The 17,154-nt window shown below is 72.1% G+C and carries 17 protein-coding genes; 11 read left to right on the top strand and 6 right to left on the bottom strand.

Annotated features, from left to right (window positions below; all coding sequences use genetic code 11):
• The first annotated feature begins 12 nt into the window (after positions 1 to 12).
• Both ACFPZ3_RS28705 and ACFPZ3_RS28710 read left to right on the top strand, forming a co-directional pair.
• On the top strand, positions 13 to 915 hold the full coding sequence (locus ACFPZ3_RS28705) for a discoidin domain-containing protein (RefSeq protein WP_379517361.1): 903 nt from the start codon (positions 13 to 15) through the stop codon (positions 913 to 915).
• Between the two features lie 59 nt (positions 916 to 974).
• Positions 975 to 2,393, top strand: coding sequence for an arabinose isomerase (locus ACFPZ3_RS28710; RefSeq protein WP_379517362.1), 1,419 nt, complete (start codon positions 975 to 977; stop codon positions 2,391 to 2,393).
• Positions 2,394 to 2,435: 42 nt separating this feature from the next.
• Here the strand turns inward: ACFPZ3_RS28710 and ACFPZ3_RS28715 are convergent, their stop codons facing one another.
• Positions 2,436 to 2,960, bottom strand: a complete 525-nt coding sequence (locus ACFPZ3_RS28715; protein ID WP_379517363.1) for a PadR family transcriptional regulator — start codon at positions 2,958 to 2,960, stop codon at positions 2,436 to 2,438.
• A gap of 47 nt (positions 2,961 to 3,007) precedes the next feature.
• Between ACFPZ3_RS28715 and ACFPZ3_RS28720 the strand changes: the two genes are divergently transcribed.
• Positions 3,008 to 4,507 carry an FAD-dependent monooxygenase gene (locus tag ACFPZ3_RS28720; protein ID WP_379517364.1) on the top strand — a complete coding sequence of 500 codons (1,500 nt, stop codon included), beginning with the start codon at positions 3,008 to 3,010 and terminating at the stop codon, positions 4,505 to 4,507.
• Here ACFPZ3_RS28720 and ACFPZ3_RS28725 read toward each other — a convergent pair.
• Positions 4,496 to 4,879, bottom strand: coding sequence for a PASTA domain-containing protein (locus ACFPZ3_RS28725; RefSeq protein ID WP_379517365.1), 384 nt, complete (start codon positions 4,877 to 4,879; stop codon positions 4,496 to 4,498). The two genes, ACFPZ3_RS28720 and ACFPZ3_RS28725, sit on opposite strands and share 12 nt — an antisense overlap.
• A gap of 128 nt (positions 4,880 to 5,007) precedes the next feature.
• Here ACFPZ3_RS28725 and ACFPZ3_RS28730 point away from each other — a divergent pair, with 128 nt between their 5' ends.
• Positions 5,008 to 5,490: a hypothetical protein gene (locus tag ACFPZ3_RS28730; protein WP_379517366.1), complete on the top strand. Its 483-nt coding sequence runs from the start codon at positions 5,008 to 5,010 to the stop codon at positions 5,488 to 5,490.
• A gap of 62 nt (positions 5,491 to 5,552) precedes the next feature.
• A complete protein-coding gene (locus ACFPZ3_RS28735; protein ID WP_379517367.1) occupies positions 5,553 to 5,678 on the top strand; it encodes a hypothetical protein in 126 nt (41 codons plus the stop codon).
• A gap of 8 nt (positions 5,679 to 5,686) precedes the next feature.
• On the opposite strand, the gene ACFPZ3_RS28740 is transcribed toward ACFPZ3_RS28735, so the two are convergent.
• A complete protein-coding gene (locus ACFPZ3_RS28740) occupies positions 5,687 to 6,160 on the bottom strand; it encodes a hypothetical protein (RefSeq protein WP_379517368.1) in 474 nt (157 codons plus the stop codon).
• A gap of 81 nt (positions 6,161 to 6,241) precedes the next feature.
• Between ACFPZ3_RS28740 and ACFPZ3_RS28745 the strand changes: the two genes are divergently transcribed.
• Positions 6,242 to 7,480, top strand: a complete 1,239-nt coding sequence (locus ACFPZ3_RS28745) for an erythromycin esterase family protein (RefSeq protein ID WP_379517369.1) — start codon at positions 6,242 to 6,244, stop codon at positions 7,478 to 7,480.
• Here ACFPZ3_RS28745 and ACFPZ3_RS28750 read toward each other — a convergent pair.
• The 3 genes from ACFPZ3_RS28750 to ACFPZ3_RS28760 form a co-directional block, all read right to left on the bottom strand.
• Positions 7,456 to 9,261, bottom strand: coding sequence for an ABC transporter ATP-binding protein (locus ACFPZ3_RS28750; RefSeq protein ID WP_379517370.1), 1,806 nt, complete (start codon positions 9,259 to 9,261; stop codon positions 7,456 to 7,458). The genes ACFPZ3_RS28745 and ACFPZ3_RS28750 overlap by 25 nt on opposite strands.
• Position 9,262: 1 nt before the next feature.
• On the bottom strand, positions 9,263 to 12,463 hold the full coding sequence (locus tag ACFPZ3_RS28755; RefSeq protein WP_379517478.1) for a lantibiotic dehydratase: 3,201 nt from the start codon (positions 12,461 to 12,463) through the stop codon (positions 9,263 to 9,265).
• Positions 12,464 to 12,686: 223 nt separating this feature from the next.
• The gene (locus tag ACFPZ3_RS28760) at positions 12,687 to 13,985 is read right to left on the bottom strand and encodes a lanthionine synthetase C family protein (RefSeq protein WP_379517371.1); all 1,299 of its coding nucleotides are present in this window, start codon (positions 13,983 to 13,985) and stop codon (positions 12,687 to 12,689) included.
• A 176-nt stretch (positions 13,986 to 14,161) separates the two neighbouring features.
• On the opposite strand from ACFPZ3_RS28760, the gene ACFPZ3_RS28765 reads away from it, so the two are divergent.
• From ACFPZ3_RS28765 to ACFPZ3_RS28785, 5 genes are all read left to right on the top strand, one after another.
• Positions 14,162 to 14,350, top strand: a complete 189-nt coding sequence (locus tag ACFPZ3_RS28765; RefSeq protein WP_379517372.1) for a hypothetical protein — start codon at positions 14,162 to 14,164, stop codon at positions 14,348 to 14,350.
• A 191-nt stretch (positions 14,351 to 14,541) separates the two neighbouring features.
• Positions 14,542 to 15,462 carry an LLM class flavin-dependent oxidoreductase gene (locus tag ACFPZ3_RS28770; RefSeq protein ID WP_379517373.1) on the top strand — a complete coding sequence of 307 codons (921 nt, stop codon included), beginning with the start codon at positions 14,542 to 14,544 and terminating at the stop codon, positions 15,460 to 15,462.
• A 42-nt stretch (positions 15,463 to 15,504) separates the two neighbouring features.
• Complete coding sequence (locus tag ACFPZ3_RS28775) at positions 15,505 to 15,795, top strand: response regulator transcription factor (protein ID WP_379517374.1); 291 nt, start codon at positions 15,505 to 15,507, stop codon at positions 15,793 to 15,795.
• Between the two features lie 61 nt (positions 15,796 to 15,856).
• Complete coding sequence (locus tag ACFPZ3_RS28780; RefSeq protein WP_379517375.1) at positions 15,857 to 16,048, top strand: acyl-CoA carboxylase epsilon subunit; 192 nt, start codon at positions 15,857 to 15,859, stop codon at positions 16,046 to 16,048.
• 143 nt (positions 16,049 to 16,191) lie between these two features.
• On the top strand, positions 16,192 to 17,148 hold the full coding sequence (locus ACFPZ3_RS28785; protein WP_379517376.1) for a hypothetical protein: 957 nt from the start codon (positions 16,192 to 16,194) through the stop codon (positions 17,146 to 17,148).
• The last annotated feature ends 6 nt before the right edge of the window (positions 17,149 to 17,154 follow it).

The following is a 17,154-nucleotide window of genomic DNA, read 5'->3' on the forward strand; positions in this document are numbered from 1 at the left end:
GAAGGAACGATCATGCGTCTTCTCACCGCAGCGCTCGCCGTCACCGCCGCCGTCACGCTCACCGGCGCCGCCTGGAACCCTGGCGTCACGCTCACCGGCGCCGACCGGAACTCCGCCGGGACGCTCACCGGCGCCGACCGGAACTCCGCCGGGACGCTGACCCCGATCGCCGGCGCCGACCGGCTCGTCGCCCCGCTCGACGTCGACCCGGCCTGCCCGGCCAAGATCGAGATCGGCATGCGCAGCGACGCCAAGAAACCCCAGTACGCCACCATGAACGTGGAGGTCGACCCGCCGCTCAGCGCCTCGCGCACGATGGTGTCCAGCTACCTGCCGCCCGGCTACGAACTGGGGGCGAAACTGCTGGTCGCCGTCCCGCCCGGCACCAAGGAAGGCGAGTACGGCCTGCGCCTGCGCACCCCTTCGCGCACCCTGTCGGTGCCCGTCGAGGTCGTGCCCGTGGACCGGCTCGACAACGGCGGCAACCTCGCGCTCCGCCGCCCCGTCACCGCCTCCTCCCAGCACACCAACGCCAACTACCCGCCGTGCAGCGTGGCCGACGGCGACCGTTCCTCCAACGGCTGGGCCGGCGGCAACGGCTGGAACGACGCCACAGGCCGCGCCTGGCCCGACACCGTGGCCGTCGCGCTCGGCGGGACCCGGCAGATCTCCCGCGTCGACCTGTACACGCTGGACACGGAGCGCTACCCCGCCTCGGCGGTCGGGCTGCGCGACTGGGACGTCCAGGCGCAGGTGGGCGGCCAGTGGCAGACGGTCGCGCAGGTGCGCGGCAACACCGCGGGCAACGTCCGCTCGGACTTCACGCCCGTCGGCGCGGACGCGGTCCGCATCGTCGCGCTCGCCTCGAACGGAGCCAACGACTACACCCGCATCATCGAAGTAGAAGTCCGCTGAACTCGGCCGGCTGAGTTCAGCCGGCCGACCTCGGTGCGCCGATCGAAGGGAGAACGCTCATGGACAACGCCACGGCACGCAGGACCAAGGTGGGGCTGGTCGCCGGAGGGCTGGGGGCGTACTGGCCGCAGTTCCCCGACCTGCTCCCGCAACTGGAGCGCTCGTCGGCCCGGGTGGCCGAGCGGATGAGGGCCCTGGACTGCGACGTGGTGGATGTCGGCTTCATCTCCGACGCCCAGGAGGGCGCGGCGGCGGCCGAGAAGCTGCGCGCGGCCGGTTGTGACCTCATCGTCGGGTTCCTCACCACGTACATGACGGCCACCATGCTCGTGCCGATCGCGCAGCGCAGCGGCGCCCCGGTGCTGCTCATCAACCTGCAGCCGACCGAGTCGATGGAGCACGCCACCTTCGACACCGGCCAGTGGCTGGCCTACTGCGGCGCCTGCCCGCTGCCGGAGATGGCCAACGCGTTCACGCGCTGCGGCATCCCGTTCCGCTCGGTCTCGGGATATCTGGAGGACGAGCGGGCGTGGGACAGGATCGGACGGTGGGTGCGGGCCGCGGGCGTGCGCGCCGCGCTGCGCCGGGGGCGGCACGGCCTCATGGGCCACCTCTACCCGGGCATGCTCGACGTCTCCACTGACCTCACGCTGGTGAGCGCCAACTTCGGCGGGCACGTGGAGGTGCTGGAGTTCGACGACCTGCGCGTACGCGTGGAGAAGGTGAGCGAAGCCGAGGTCGGCGAGCGCATCGAGCTGGCCCGAGGGGTGTTCGAGCTGGCCGACTCGGTGAACGAGGAGGACCTGTCGTGGGCGGCCCGCGTGTCGGTCGGCCTGGACCGCCTGGTCGAGGACTTCGAGCTGGACAGCCTCGCCTACTACCACCGGGGCCTGGACGGTGAGGTCCACGAGCGGATCGGCGCGGGCATGATCCTCGGCGCGTCCCTGCTGACCGCCCGTGGCATCCCAGCCGCCGGCGAGTACGAACTGCGCACCAGCCTGGCCATGCTCATCATGGACCGGCTGGGCGGCGGCGGCTCGTTCACCGAGTTCCAGGCGCTCGACTTCGCCCGCGGCCACGTGGAGATGGGCCACGACGGTCCCGCCCACCTGGCGATCAGCTCCCGCCGCCCGCTCCTGCGCGGCCTGGGCGTCTACCACGGCAAGCGCGGCTGGGGCGTGTCGGTCGAGTTCGACGTGACGCGAGGGCCGGTCACCGCGTTCGGGCTGCGGCAGGCCAGGGACGGGAGCTACGGATTCGTGGTCTCGGAAGGCGAGGTCGTGGAGGGACCGCTGCTGCGGATCGGCAACACCACCTCGCGGGTGGACTTCGGGTGCGACCCCGGCGAGTGGACCGACGCCTGGAGCGCCAGCGGCATCTCACACCACTGGGCGCTGGGCACCGGTCATCGCCTGGCCGACCTCCGCGCGGTGGCCGACCTCCTGGGCACCGAGATCGTGAACGTCACGGTGTCCTAGTCGTGCACGGCACGGCGTCCTGATCGTGCACGGCACGGTGTCCTAAGGGTCCAGCTGCGCCAGAGCCCATCTGGCCCACTCGCGCTGCGCCTCGTACTGCAGGATCCCGTACTGCAGCGCGAGCCGCCCGAAGCGCAGGCCGCCGCGCGGGTGCTCGCCGGCGTCGGCGGCCTCGGCGACGGTTCTGAGCTCGGCCACCATCTGCTCGGCCGTCTCCAGGTAACCCCGCACGAGCCTGCCGGCCTCCGGCGGGTCCAGCGCGGACAGCAGGCACATGCGCAGGCCGTGCTCGTCGCGCACGGCACGCGGCTTGGGCGGCGAGAGCAGCCAGGCGCGCAACTCCTCCCGGCCCGCGTCGGTGACCGCGTAGGTACGGCTGCCGCGGGCCCCTTCCTCGGCGATGACGATGAGCCCCTCCTCAGCCAGCCGCTTGAGCTCGGGATAGATGTGGCTCTGCCGCGCCGTCCAGGTGTAGCGCTGCAGCGAGCGCTCGAAACGGACGTTGAGCGCGTAACCGCTGGCGGGTCCGTCCTCCAGCAAGCCGAGCAAGGCGTAACGCAGTGACATGTCCCTATCTTGACATATCCAAATGGACAGGTCCTAATGTGGAGGTTATGACGGACGTGCTGATCGTGGGCGCCGGGCCGACCGGCCTGACCCTCGGTTGTGACCTGACCCGCAGGGGGATCGCCTGCCGCATCGTCGAGCAGACGGCGGAGCCCGCCCCCGGCTCACGCGGCTTCACACTCAAGCCGCGCTCCCTGGAGGCGCTGGACGATCTCGGCGTGGCCGGCCGCATCCTGGCGGCGGGCGACACAGGCGGCCGGCTCCGCTTCCACCTCGGCCCCGAACCCCTCTTCGACCTGCGCCTGCCGCCCGCCCCCGCCGACCCCTCGCGCCCGTACCCGAACGCGGTGGCGCTGCCCCAGTGGCGCACGGAGTCGATCCTGCGGGACCGGCTCGGCGAACTCGGCGGAAAGGTCGAGTACGGGCGGCGGCTGACCGGATTCGAGGCCGGCGACGAGGTCGTGACCGCGACCCTGGAGGACGGCGAACGCGTCCAGGCGCGCTACCTGGTCGCCGCGGACGGCGGCCGCAGCCTGGTCCGCCGCACGCTGGGCCTGCCCTTCTCCGGCTCCACGACCGAGGACATGCGCGCCGTCATCGCCGACCTGCGCATCGACGGCCTGGACCGCGACAGCGGCACCCACCTGTGGGTGACCGCCGACGGCCACATGCTGGCCGCCCGCCCCATCCCCCACGCCGACACCTGGCAGGTCGTCACCTCGCTGGAGCCGGGCGAGGAGGGCGACCTCGGCACCGTGCGCCACGCGTTCGCCACCAGAACAGGCAGAACCGACATCACGGCCTCAGACCCCGACTGGTTGTCGACCTGGCGCTACAACCTGCGGATGGTCGAGCGTTACCGGGTCGGCCGGGTGTTCCTGGCCGGGGACGCCGCCCACGTGCACAGCCCGTTCGGCGGCCACGGCATGAACACCGGCATCCAGGACGCCTACAACCTCGGCTGGAAACTCGCCCTCGTCCTCCAGGGCACGGCCGGGGCCGGGCTGCTGGACACCTACGAGGCCGAGCGGCTGCCCGTCGCCCGGCAGATCCTGGCCGACAGCGACCGCCGGATGAGGGGCACGGTCCCGCCGCGCGCCATCCGCCCGGTCGTGCGGCTGATCATCAAGTCCGTCATGGCCCGCCAGCAGCGCCGTACCCGCCATGACCACCCCGTCTACCGCACAGGCCCGCTGAGCCTGCACCTCACCGGCCGGCGCGGGCGCGTCCGGGCCGGTGACGTCGCCCCCGACGCCCCCGTCCTGCTCGACGGCCGCCCGGCCCGCCTGTCCGAGCTGCTCCGCGGCCCGCACTTCACCGCCCTGACCTTCGGTCTCGCCCCGAACCTCACCGACCCCCGCCTCCGCGCTCACACCGTCGTCCGTCCAGGTCAGAGCGGACTGATCGACACGACCGGGCACCTGCACCGCATGTACGGCGCCCGCACGGGCACGACCGTGCTGATCCGCCCCGACGGCTACATCGGCCTCATAGCCAGCTCCCCGGACGCCCTACCCGGCTACCTGGCGCTGATCTCAGGGACGTGAAGCCGGCTCTTCCGGGACGACATGCAATATGACCGGCACGCCGCTCCTGATCAGCTGTCCCGGTCCCGGAGCCTGGCCGGCCACGACCCAATTCTTCGGGTCCGTGATGTTCTCAGGGTTCATTCGCGTGATCTGCGCGGTGAACCCGAGTGCGGCCATCTCCTCCCTCGCGCTCGTCTCGTCCTTGTCCCACAGCTCGGGCATCGTGACGGACTCGGCGAACCGCGGCGTGACCGTCGCGGGGACGGGCTCACGAGGCGGAGCGGAGACACGATCCTCGGGGATGCCCAGCACCAGCACGGTGACCACCGCGGCCAGCGCGAGGCCCATGACGACGAACGCGGCGAGTAAGGGTGACTCCCGTCGGCTCACGTCCTCCTTTGTACGCCTTCACCATCACGCACCGGAAGTCGCGGATGAGACGGTTGCGCAACGACAGGCGGCACGATCTCCATCGTCGGGCGGCACACCGCCGCCCAGGATGCGAGGAGTGATGCGGCATGTCTGCTGCGATTGTCAAGAAAGCACGCGCCCGATGGGCGATCTTGATCGTGGCGCTGACGGCGCTGGCCGGAATCGGCTTCGCGGCCCCGGCGTACGCGGTGCCTCCCGAAGTGATCATCGTTGACACGTTCGCCACCCGGACGGTGACGGACAGCACCCCGGCCTTCTTCGACGTCAACGTCCCGGCCGGGAGCTGGACGGCCCAGGCCACCATCACCGGCCGCAACAACGCGGCCACGGCGAGCGCTCTGTCCTGCGCCCTGCTGATCATCAGCGAGAGCAGCACCAACAACAACCGCACCTCCGCCACGCTCGGCCCGAACGGCCAGCTCGGCAACCTGGCCCTGCTCACGGCGCGCACGGTGAGCACCACCGGGATCGTACGGCTGGTGTGCCAGGGAGCGCCGAACTTCTCGGTGTTCAACGTCAGCATCATGGCGACCCGCGTCAACACCCTGACCCGCGTGAACCTCGGCTGAACCATCCGGGCTTCCCGCTACGTCGAAGAGTGAGGAGAACCCGCCGATCGAAGGGACCCCTCATGCGCGCCACCCTCAGGATCGTCGTCACGCTCGCCATCGCCCTGCTGGCCATGGCGGTCGTACAGGAAGCGGCCTCCGCCGCCACGGCCATCGAGTACGGGCTCCTGCCCGCGCTCATTCCCTGAGCACCTCGCTACGACCCGGCCGGGGGCTCCGGGCGTGGCCAGGTGACGGCGGCGAACACGACCGAGCACACCAGGAACCCGGCGCACATCGCCGCGAACCCCGCCCAGAACCCACTGAGCGTCGTCCCCATGTCGATTCCCAGCAGCAACGCCGCGACCAGCCCCGCCGTCAGTCCCGACACCAGAGCGGCGACGTAGCGGGGCGGCCGGTGCGCCAGGGCCCCGGTCAGCGGCAGCAGCAGCGGGAACAGCGTGACCGCCCAGCCCGCCCGCGGCTCGCCGAACAGCGCCAGCTTGCCCGCGCTCACACCCGTCGCCACGGCGATCGCGACCAGCGTCCACACCACGAGCTTGACCGGGTGATAGCGGAGGTTGTGCTCGGAGGCGTTGGCGTCCGGGCCGAACGCCCAGAAGGAGAGCAACTCGCCGGCCAGCTCACCGATGCCCGGCTTGTCGTCCTCGGATTCCTCGCTGTCGGCCATTCGGATCCTTTCTTCCGTCCAGGCCGCTGTGGCCGTGGTAGTAAGAGTGCCCGTGCAGGTGATCGATCGGGAGGAGGCGTGGTGTCCGACGAGGTGACCGAGTGGCTGGCCGGGCGGGCGATTCCGCTCGACGGCCTGGACCCGGGCTCCGGGACGGCGGACCTCGCACCGCTGCGTGACGTGCTCGACGGGACCCCGATCGTGGGGCTGGGCGAGCCCACGCACGGCAGCGCCGAGTTCTTCCTGCTCAGGTGGAGGATAACGGAGTTCCTCATCAAGGATCTCGGCTTCACCACGCTGGCCGTCGAGGCCAGCGCCGCCGCCGCGCGGGCCGTGGACGCCTACGTGCGCGACGGGACTGGCGATGCCCGTGCGGCCCTGGCGGGGCTGGGGTTCTGGACGCTGGACACCGCGGAGATGCTGACCGTGATCGAGCGGCTGCGCGAGCACAACCGCACCGCCGACCGTCCCGTGCGCTTCGCCGGGATCGACCCGCAACACCCGGACGCGGCGCTGCGGGCCCTGCGCTCCTGCCTCGACGGGGCCGCCGCCGAGCTGCTCGCCCCGCTCGACGGGCTCACCGGGTGGCGGTGGGGTCCGGGCCGGGAGCCGTTCGACGAGCGGATCGTGCAGGACGCGCGGCGCCTGGAGGACCACGTGGCCGCGCACGGCCCCGAGGAGGCCCGCGAGCCCGCCAGGACGGTCCGCCAGTTCGCCGACCTGGCCACCCGTCCGTTCCGCGACGCCGATCCCGAGCGGACGCTCGGCTTCGCCCGCGACCGCCACATGGCCGCCAACGTGAGCCTCCTCGCCGCCGAACCCGGAGCCAAGGTCGCCGTGTGGGCGCACAACGGCCACATCATGAAGGGCGACTACAGCGGCCGCTCCGTCACGGCCATGGGGCGGCACCTCGCGCGGGAGCACGGCGCGGCCTACTACGCGCTCGGGGCGCTGTTCGGCAAGGGCGCGTTCCGCGCCCACCGGTCGCGGTTCGGCAGGTTCGTCAAGGGCAGCCGGCCCAAGAGGTTCCGTGTCCCGCTCGCCAAGGCGCCGCGCGTCGTGGAGGCCCGCCTGGCCGCCGCCCGGCCCGGCGACTACCTGGTGGATCTGCGCGGCGGCGACCGCCCTGAGCCCGTTGCCGAATGGCTGGCCGCGACCAACCACCTCCGCGGCTTCGGCGCGATGGCCGGGCGGTTCACCGCCCCGTTCGCGTTCATGCCGACGGTGCTGGCCGACGAGTTCGACGGGCTCGCCTTCGTGGCGACGGCCACCTGCTCCGAACCCCTGCATGCGTATCAGGCGGCGGGCTCGGTGACGTAGCCGGCCGCCTGCAGGTGGAACAGGCGGGCGTAGGTGCCGTCGAGCCGCAGCAGCTCCTCGTGGGAGCCCTCCTCCGTCAGCCGGCCGCCCTCGATCACCAGGATCTTGTCCGCGATGCGCACGGTCGAGAACCGGTGCGCGATGAGCAGCGCGGTCGCGCCCTGAGAGATCTCCCGCAGGCGGCCGAACACCTCGGACTCGGCCTCGGCGTCGATGGCCGCGGTCGGCTCGTCGAGCACGACGATCGGGGCCTGGCGCATGAACGCCCGGCTCAGCGCGATCTTCTGCCACTGGCCGCCGGACAACTGCTTGCCGTCCTCGAAGTGACGGCCCAGCATGGCTTCGTAGCCGCCGGGCAGCGCGTCCACGATGGCGTCCGCGCCGCCGCGCGCCGCCGCCTGCCCGATCCGCTCGTCGTCGTGGAGCGCCTCCACCTGACCGAAGCCGATGTTGTGGCGCACGGTCATGTCGTACTTGATGAAGTCCTGGAAGATGACGCCCATGTGCCGGTGCAGGTCGTCGAGGTCGTAGCGCTCGACGGGCACGCCGTCGATGAGGATCTGGCCGCTCGTGGGCTCGTACAGGCGGGTCAGCAGCTTGACGATCGTGGTCTTGCCGGCGCCGTTGGGGCCGACGAACGCCGCGCACCGCCCGGCCGGGATGACGAAGCTGACCCGGTCGAGCACGGTGACGGAGGTGCCCGGGTAGACGAAACTCACGTCGCGGAACTCGATGCCCTCGCGCAACCTCTCGGGGAAGGGCAGGTCACCGCCGCGGATCCGGCGCTCGGGCAGGTTCAGGAAGCTGAACAGGTTGCCGATGAACAGGGCGTTCTCGTACATGCCGCTGACGCCGAGCAGGACGCCCAGCGCCGACGCCTGCACCACCCCCACCGCCTGCAGGAAGCCGGCGAGCTCGCCGACCTGCCCGTTGCCCGCGGTGGTCAGCATGGCCCAGATCAGGGCGCCGGCCGCGGCCACGGCGCTGAGCAGGCCCAGCGATCCGGCCAGCAGCGACTCGCCGCGCGCCAGGCCGCGGTCCACGCGCAGGAAGTGCCGGATGAGCCCGCGATAGCGCTCCAGCAGGTGCGGCCCCAGGCCGAACAGCCGGACCTCCTTGTACGAATGATCGGTCGTGGTGAGGAACTGGTAGTAGAACAGGCGGCGCCGGTCGGCCGTCCGCGCGAACTCGACCTCGAACGTCCGCTTGCCGTACCACACGTGCGCCAGCATTGACGGGACCGGCGAGACCAGCACGAGCAGTGCGATCCACGGGCTCCACGCGAAGAGCACCGCGCTGACCGACAGCAGGGTGACGGTGTCGCGGACGCTGCCGACGAGCTGGCTCATGAGCTGGTAGACCCGGCCCCCGTTGCTCTCCTGGAAGGCGCGCTGCAGCTGGTCGTACGCCTCTGAGTCCTCGTACTGCTGCAGGTCCAGCCGGATGCCCTTGGTCATGATCAGCTCGCTGACCTTGGCGGACAGCTCCAGGCGCAACATCGTGTCGAGGTACTCGCCGACCGTGGACAGGACGTGCGCGAGCGCCGTCAGCCCGAGCAGCCCGAGCCCGACCGCGAGCACCGCGCCGCCACCCGCGCCGCCCGCGCCGCCTGCGCCACCCGCGCCTACGCCGACCGCGTTTACGACCGCCTGCACCGCGCCCGCCGTCAGAGCGACCTGCGCCCCGGGCACGGCGGCCGAGACCATCGTTACCGCGACGTAGCCGGCGACCTTGGCCGGGCTCAGCCGCCAGAACAGCCGGGCGACCCACCACCAGTTCATGTCATTCCTCCGCCACGAGCCGCCCGCGGATCGCCCGCAGCGTGTGGTGCCACAGGGCGTAACAGCGGCTCTCTCGTTCGAGGTCGATCGGCATCAGCCGGTTGATCTGCATGTGCATGAGACTCCCGAGAATCCCCCGCTCGGACCCGGCCGCCGCCGCGGACCCGGACGCCACAGACCCGGACGCCACTGCCGCGGCCATGGCCCGCGTGGCCGGGCGCTGCGGCGCGAGCACGCCCGCGAGCAGCTCGTGGTCGGCGCGTCCCCGCTCATGCGGGCGGCGGGCGTTCGGTACCAGCAACTCGCAGAGGTACGCGCGGTGCTCGCGGAAGGCGCGGTGCGACTCCTCGCCGGCCGTATGGGCGGGCACCAGGTCGATCCGCCGCAGCGGCGGCAGCCCCCACTGGTCGCACAGGACGTCCACGGCGGCCACCGCGAGGTGCTCGGGCCGCAGATCCGGCCGGCGGGCGATGAGCTCGGCGGTGACGTCGCTGTTGGCCTCGAAGAAGCGCTCGGCCACGTCGAACGCGAGCGGGCCGCCGTATCTGGCGATCTCGGGCTCGTAGGTGGCGAACTGCAGGTCGTTGGCGGGCCCGCGGGCGACCAGGTCGTTGCCCCACTCCGCGAGCGCGGGCAGCAGGGCGGCGGCCGGGCCCCGGCAGCGCAGCCGCAGGTGCGGGCGCGGGTCGGCGTAGCGCATGTAGAACCAGCGGTCGATCAGGCCGGCCGCGCGCAGCTCCGCGACCAGCTCGCGCAGCGGCCCGGCGATGATCTCGTCGTGGCGTTCCGGCGCGGCGTACACCTTGAGGAACGTCCAGCCGGAGCCGGGCGGATGGCACACGGCGGGCACCTCGGGCCTGGAGGTGACGCGCCGCTTCGGGGCCTCGGTCGCGATGAGCGGGACGACGATCTCCGCGGCGTGCGGGCGTCCCTGCCCGTCACGCAACCACAGCCCGTCGAAGCCGGGCAACATCTCCTCCAGCACGACCTCGCCCTTGGCTTTGATCTCCCGCCGGAGCACGTCGCCCGCGAGCGGCTGGTCGAGGTCGAGCAGGAGCCGGTTGTCGTCATCGGCGAGGAACACGTGACGGGGCACCCGCCACCGCTCGCGCCAGCCGTCGGCGAGCTCGCGCAACGTCCACTGCGCCGGGCGCAGGACGACCTTGCCGCGCGTCACCCTGGGCAGGAAGGGCGTCCCCTCCAGGAACCCCCACCGGAACCCCATCGGCAACGTGTAGCCGTCGTGGGAGACCTCCAGCAGGAACCGGCTCACGTTCGGGGCCAGCGACGGCGCCAGCATGTGGTGCTGGGTGACCACGATCTCCTGGCCGAGACGCCGCGACCACAGGAACATGCGCTCGTCGGTGGCGCCCACCAGGATGTCGTCCAGCTCGATCACCCGGTCGGGGCCGACGGCGGGCGTGGTGTTGACCGGCACCTCGTAGCGGCGCAGCAGGGGGCGTACGGCGACGTTGCCGTACCGGCCGCGCGCGGGCAGGTAGGCGAGGTCGGCGTAGGCGACGTCGGGGAACAGCGCCTCCTCGGCGCGGGCGTAGTCGCGCAGCAGCTCGACGCCGTCGTCGTCCAGCAGGTCGAAGAAGCGCCCGTACGTACGCCCGCCATGCGCCAGGCCGGTGGCCGCCAGCACGGCCCGCCACTCCCCCCGGTCGATGGCCTCCAGATCGGTGGCGTGGATCTGCGCGTAGACGTCCACCACGGGCAGCGGCGGACGCGCGCCCCCTGCCCCAAACCTAAACCCGGCCCCAGCCCCAACTCCAGGCCCGGCCCCAGCCCCAATCCCGGCCCCAGCCCCAGGCCCGGCCTCGACCCGAGCCCCAGCCCCAGTCCCGGCCCCAGCCCCGGTTCCGGCCCCGGCCTCGCCCCGAGCCCCAGTCCCAGTTCCGGCCCCAGTTCCAGCCCCGGTCCCGGTTTCGGATCCGGCCAGCCGTTCCAGCCACTCGTCGGTGAGCTCGACCTCGTGCGCGCCCGTCCACCAGGCGTGCGCGGCCAGCTCGCCCAGCACCCGGTCGTAGCGGCGCTCTTCCGGCGGCGCGGCGGTGCGCAGGCCGTAGGTGCGCGGCGGCTCGGTGTAGCCGGGCGGCGCCTCCAGGCCGCAGTCGGAGCCGAGCAGCTCAAGCAGCGGCACGCGCGCGTCGTGGCCGTAGCGCTCCAGGAACGCCTCACGGTATTCCGCCAGGTGCCGGAGCTGCCCGGGACCCGCCTGCGCGAGCCGCATGAGGCAGTCGAGCGCACCGGCCACCGCCCGGCCGACCTCCTGCGACAGGTACGGCTCACGCAGGTCGGCCGCGGCGTCCACCTGGTAGGTGTGACGCTCGTGGTCGGGCAGGAGCGCGCGCTGGGCCGCGCCGAGCCGGACGAGCCCGACCTCGTCGTCCGCCGCCCGCGCCAGGTCGGCGATCTCCTCCAGGGGCCCGGCCACGGAGGCCGCCTCGGGGATGCCGACGAGCCGCTTGAGCAGGTGCTGCTCGGGGCGGGCCTCGGTGAGCGGCGGGCGCAGGTCGCTGGTCAGCACGTTGAGGTCCCACAGCTCGCGCACCAGCCCGGTCACCGTCTCGGCCGGCACGTCGGGGAAGGCCGCGGCCAACTCCCCCACGACGGTCGTGTACGGGACGGGCGTCGCGGCGGCCCGCAGCACCACGTCCACCGCCGGGGTGGCGCGGATGCGCACCGCGCGGTTGTCCCGCTCACCGTAGACGTCGGCGTACGGCAGGACCATGCGGTCGCCGGCGCGGTGCAGCGTGGCGTTGACGACCACGTTGAGCCTGGGCAGCAGGGCCTCGTCGCGCTCGATCCGCTTGATCAGGCCCAGCAGCCAGCCCATGTCGGCGCGGGCGCGCGTGCGGGCGACGGCGGGCGAGCCGAGCGCGGCGGTGCTGCGCTCCCCGAACCGGCCGATGGCCACCCCGGAGAACGCGCCGAACGGGGTGGGCCTCGTCGACATCCTGATCAGGTAGCGCAGCAGCCGCTCGCGGATCCGCTCCCTCTTGGCCGGGGCCGCCGTCTCGATCCGATCCACGGCGGCGACCAGGTCAGGACTGGCCACCAGCAGCGCCCGGCGGACGTAGGGGTCACGGGCCAGGCTCAGCACACGGTCGGGCTCGGCCATCAGCTCGTGAAAGACCTCGACCGGCAGCGCGGGCGTCCTGAGCAGGAAGAACGGCGCGGGCTCGTAGTGCGGCATCGCGCTCACCCGGCCATGACAGCGAGAAAGCACGGGCCGGGCTCGGGTCGAGGCATCCCGGTCCCCTGGCCCCGAAGGCGGGAAAGGCCGGCAGGCTCGCATCGGGTCATCGCGCTCACCTGGCCCCGAAGGCGGGAAAGGCCAGCGGGCTCGTGTCGTGGCATCGCGCTCACCTGGCCCCGAAGGTGAGAAGGGCCGGCGGGCTCGTGTCGGGTCATGGCGGTCACCGGGCCGTGAAGGCGAGGAACCAGCCTGGCCTGCGTTCGGCGGCGGCGGCCAGGAGCACGAGTGCGACCCCGGTGGCGCCGGTGAGCAGGCTGGGGTCGTCCACGAAGACGCCGGCCCGCTCCTGGTCGGCGAACAGGAGCGGGCGCGCCGGGTCGGCGTAGGCGATCAGCTCGTCGAGCAGCACCGGAGCCATGGCCCGGGCGTGCTCGCTGACGTCGGCGAACTCCAGGCAGAGCAGGAGGATGCCGGCGTGGCCGTGGCAGAGGGTGGGCGACAGGCAGGCCGTCTTCCTGGTACGCCGCAGCACCGCCTCGAACGCCTCGACCGCGGCCCCGCGCAGCTCGGCGTCGTCCGTGCAGGTCGCGACGGTCAGCAGCGACGCGCTCACGCCCGCGGTGCCGTAGCACCAGGCGATCTGGTCGCAGTGGTCGCGGGCGGGCAGCTCGGCCCCGCCGGAGTCGATCGCGATGCCGTCCGGCCAGAGCGGGCCGTGCTCGTCGCGGCGGTGCGCGCCGCGGATCCACGAGGTCAGGGCCTCGATCCCGGCTTCCATGCCGGGCCTGCGGATCCCGGCCCGCCAGGCGGCGGCCAGCGCGGCGGCCATGCCGGGGACGCCGTGGGACAGGCCCAGGTTGAGGTAGCCGTGCGGGTAGAGCTCGTGGTAGCTGTCCAGCGGCGGGTAGAAGTCGGGGGTCAGCAACCACCGCCGGGGCGTGCCCGCGCCGTCGGCCGGTCGGCTCAGCCAGATGAGATAGTCGGCCAGCTCCTCCGCGGCTCCGCGCACCTCGGCGCCGGGCCGCTCGACCGAGGCGAGGTAGGCCAGGATCCCGGCGGCGCCGCTGATGAGGTCGTAGTGCTCGTCGGCGATCCCGCGCTCGACCCTGGGCCAGGGAGTGCCGCGCACCTGCCGCGCGAGCTGGTCGTGCAGCCGGTCCAGGCTGGGGCCGAACCTGGGCTCCTCGCGGGCGCATTCGGCCATGACCAGCGCGAGCCCCGCGGTGCCGCCGAACAGCCCGGCGCTTTCCAGCGGCTCGCTGCCGGTGCTCGCGACCGCCTCGCGCAGGAAGTCGTAGGCCGCCTCGGCCTCGCCGATCCCCGCCCTGGCCGCCTCCAGCCGCAGCAGCGCAAGACCCGCGTGGCCGTAGCTGAGCCCTGGCCTGAACCAGCCCGCCGGATAGGTCGCCTGCCCGGCCGCCCGCTCGGCGTGCCTGAGCACGTCGCCGGTGGTGCCGATGCGCTGGATGACGCGGTCGGCGAGCTCCAGCGCGGGTGCGATGGTCTCGGTTGGCAACATGCTTGCCTCTCTCTGGAACGGCGGACACGGGCGAGCACTGCGCGGCGTCCAGCTCACGAACATGGGAGGGGTGCTGCCGTGGCGTCCGGCTCACAGACACGGGAGGGGTGCTGCCGTGGGGATCACGGCAGCACCCGCCGGTCTCATGAGGGGCCGGTCAGCCCGGGCAGCCCGGGGTGCACATCGACGTGCAGGCGCACGTGCACGTCGTTCGGCACGTGGCCCAGGAGCGTGTGCAGACGCTGCGGGTCACCACCGAGATGGAGGCCGGCTCCTGGGGGCCTCCGGCGTCGCCGGGGGTGGTGATCCGGGCGTCGAGATTGAAAGCGTCGTTGGCCATCATTACCCTTTCAGGTCGTTGTTGACCGAGAAGAATTTTCGGGGGATTTGTGCGGCGCGCCTCATGACGACTCCATAATCACAACGACACGGCCTCCCGGGTATTGTCATTGCTGCCAATATTCCGGGCCGACGAATTGGATCGCGGCATTTTTCCAGCCTGCCGCTGACGGGAGGATTTATGCCAGTTCAGTGCTCCGTTGTTTATCCGCTTCAGGTGGACCATCCCGATATGGTGGTGCCGTTCGCCGAATTCGCGGCCAGACATGGGGCGGCCCGGTTGTGGCTGGGGCAGTCGTTGTCCGTGGACACCCACCTCGTGGCCGCTTACCTGGCCGGGCGGGGGCTGCGCGTGCCGCTGGGCACGGGTGTGACGCTGCTGCCGCTGCGGCATCCGTACCAGGCGGCGGTGGAGGCCAGGTCGCTGGCGGTGCTCACCAGGCAGCCCTACGTGGCCGGGTTCGGCGCCGGTGACCCGGAGTTCGTGGAGAACCTGGTGGGGCGGCCGTACCGGAGCGCGCGGGGGGCGGTCGGCGAATACCTGTCGGCGGTGCGCGACCTGCTGGACGGGCGGCCGGTGCGCAGGCGGGGGGCGGAGTTCAGCGTGACCGGCATGTTGCCGCCCATGGCCGCGCACCCGCCGGTGGAGGTGGGGGCGGGGGTGTTGCGGCCGCGGATGGCCCGTACGGCGGGAGAGGTGTGCGACGTCGCGATCACCTGGCTGGCGCCGGCCGCCTACCTGGGCGAGGTGCTGACGCCCGCGCTGCTGGCGGGCGCGGCCGGCCGGGCGCGCCCGCCCCGGGTGGCCTCCATCGTGCACGTGGCCCTCGACCGGCCCGGCAGGGACATCGCGCGCCTGGTGCGCCTGTCCACGGCGGGCCACCTGGACTCGCCGCACTACCGCGACATGTTCCGGCTGGCGGGCGTGCGGATCGACGGCGCCGCGCCCGAGCGTGAGCTGGTGGCGTCGGGGGCGTTCCTCACGGGCAAGGCCGAGGAGATCGCGGCAGGGCTGCGCCGCTTCCACGAGGCGGGCGCGGGCGAGGTCGTGCTCAACGCCTGCGGCGTCCTGGCGTCCGAGGGCGCGCCGGCCGCGCTCGCCGACCTTTCGGAGATTATGAGCGCACTGTCAGATTGATTCCATTTGACGCGGGCCCCGGAACAACAGAAGGATATTCTCGTGATCGACGAGGGGGAATCGTTACTGAAATCCGACGTAATCGGATACGGCTGCTGGGAATTGGACGTCCAGCAGGTGACCCGCCTTACTCCCCGGGAGCACGAGGTCTTCCTGTTGCTCGCGACCGGCTATTCCTACCGGCAAATGGGAGCACGGCTGCATGTGAGCGAGCGCACGGTCCGCGCCCACCTGTCGGCCATCCTGCTCAAGCTCGGCCTCGCCTGCGTCCTGCACGCCCGCCTGGCCTCCTACGGCTACGCGTTGCGCCAGGGGGTCGTCTCGTCGATATAGCGGCGCACATGAACGCATGCGAGAGGTTGCAAGAGCGCCGGGCAAGCCTGATCTTGGAGGTATGCCGACGCAGGAAACGCTGACCGTGGTGCGGGGCAACCCCGGCCCCGATGACGTGGCCGCGCTCCTCGCGGCCTTCGAACTGCTCAGAGCCCGGCGATCGGACGAGCCGGAGGGCTGGGCCGACCGCTCGCACCTGCTGCGCCGTACGCTGCCCGCGGGATCCTGGACAACGGCCGCCTGGTCACATTGAGCGCTGAGCACTGAGCGCTGAGCACTGAGCGCTGAGCACCGAGCGCTGAGCACCGAGCGCTGAGCACCGAGCGCTGAGCACCGAGCGCTGAGCACCGAGCACCCCCTCATCTGGATGACACCCCCCCTGAGGAGGCATCGCCCATGGTCGTCAGAGACAACCCCGAGGCTGTCCCCAAAGCCGGCCCGCTCGACCCCACCGCACCCCCGCGCCGCCGAGGGCTGATCGTGCTGATCAGCGGACTGATCGGCTTCCTGCTCACCGTCGTCTGGTCGGCCGAGTTCGTGGACCAGACCATCGGCGACACCGTGGCCACCACACTGCTCGGCCACGACGCCCAGGACACGCCGATCGCCGGGGTCGCGGCGGGCATCGTCTTCGCCCTGGTCAGCGGCCTGGCCGGGTCGTTCACCGCGTGCAACATCGCCGCCTTCGGCGCGGTGGCCCCGCTCATCGGCACGACCAGCCGCTCGCGCAGGCTGGTCCAGGTGCTCAAGCCGCTGGGGTGGTTGTCGGCCGGGATGCTCACCGTGTCCGCGCTCTACGGGGTGCTGGTGGGCCTGTTCGGTACGGCCATGCCGCAGTTCTCCACCGCGCCGAACGTGGCGGGCACGCTCTCACCGCGTTCGATCCAGTCACTCGTGGTCTTCGGCGTCATCGGGCTGATCATGCTCTACATGGGGCTGGCCGCGCTCGGCCTGGTGCCCGACCCGCTGGCCAGGGTCGCCAGGCGTTTCCCTAACGCGCCCATGGTGTTCATGGGGGTGCTCATCGGCGGCTTCCTCATCGGCCGGCCGTATCCGCTGTTCCGGCAGATGTTCCGCGACGCGGCCGAGAGCGGCAACCCGTTGTACGGCGCGGTGGCCTTCGCGCTGCAGTCGGTCGGCAACATCGTGATCATGGGCGTGCTGTTCCTGCTGCTGGCCACCGTGGCGGCCGGCCGGCTCCAGCGGTGGCTGGCGGCCAAGCCTGGCAGGACCGCGGCGCTGATCGGCGGCTCGCTGATCGTGGCCGGGGTGTTCACGTTCTTCTACTGGGACGTGCGCTCGCTGGCCCGCCGCGAGATCATCCCCTGGTACCCGACCGCGCCCTGGGCCTAGAGTCCG

It is taken from the genome of Nonomuraea insulae (assembly GCF_042656245.1).

Coding starts and splice junctions, on each gene's coding strand:
- ACFPZ3_RS28740 (WP_379517368.1), bottom strand. CDS start 6,160: ATGGCCGACAGCGAGGAATCCGAGGACGACAAGCCGGGCATCGGTGAG.
- ACFPZ3_RS28760 (WP_379517371.1), bottom strand. CDS start 13,985: ATGTTGCCAACCGAGACCATCGCACCCGCGCTGGAGCTCGCCGACCGC.
- ACFPZ3_RS28780 (WP_379517375.1), top strand. CDS start 15,857: ATGCCGACGCAGGAAACGCTGACCGTGGTGCGGGGCAACCCCGGCCCC.
- ACFPZ3_RS28730 (WP_379517366.1), top strand. CDS start 5,008: ATGTCTGCTGCGATTGTCAAGAAAGCACGCGCCCGATGGGCGATCTTG.
- ACFPZ3_RS28735 (WP_379517367.1), top strand. CDS start 5,553: ATGCGCGCCACCCTCAGGATCGTCGTCACGCTCGCCATCGCCCTGCTG.
- ACFPZ3_RS28785 (WP_379517376.1), top strand. CDS start 16,192: ATGGTCGTCAGAGACAACCCCGAGGCTGTCCCCAAAGCCGGCCCGCTC.
- ACFPZ3_RS28705 (WP_379517361.1), top strand. CDS start 13: ATGCGTCTTCTCACCGCAGCGCTCGCCGTCACCGCCGCCGTCACGCTC.
- ACFPZ3_RS28710 (WP_379517362.1), top strand. CDS start 975: ATGGACAACGCCACGGCACGCAGGACCAAGGTGGGGCTGGTCGCCGGA.
- ACFPZ3_RS28755 (WP_379517478.1), bottom strand. CDS start 12,463: ATGCCGCACTACGAGCCCGCGCCGTTCTTCCTGCTCAGGACGCCCGCG.
- ACFPZ3_RS28715 (WP_379517363.1), bottom strand. CDS start 2,960: ATGTCACTGCGTTACGCCTTGCTCGGCTTGCTGGAGGACGGACCCGCC.
- ACFPZ3_RS28750 (WP_379517370.1), bottom strand. CDS start 9,261: ATGAACTGGTGGTGGGTCGCCCGGCTGTTCTGGCGGCTGAGCCCGGCC.
- ACFPZ3_RS28720 (WP_379517364.1), top strand. CDS start 3,008: ATGACGGACGTGCTGATCGTGGGCGCCGGGCCGACCGGCCTGACCCTC.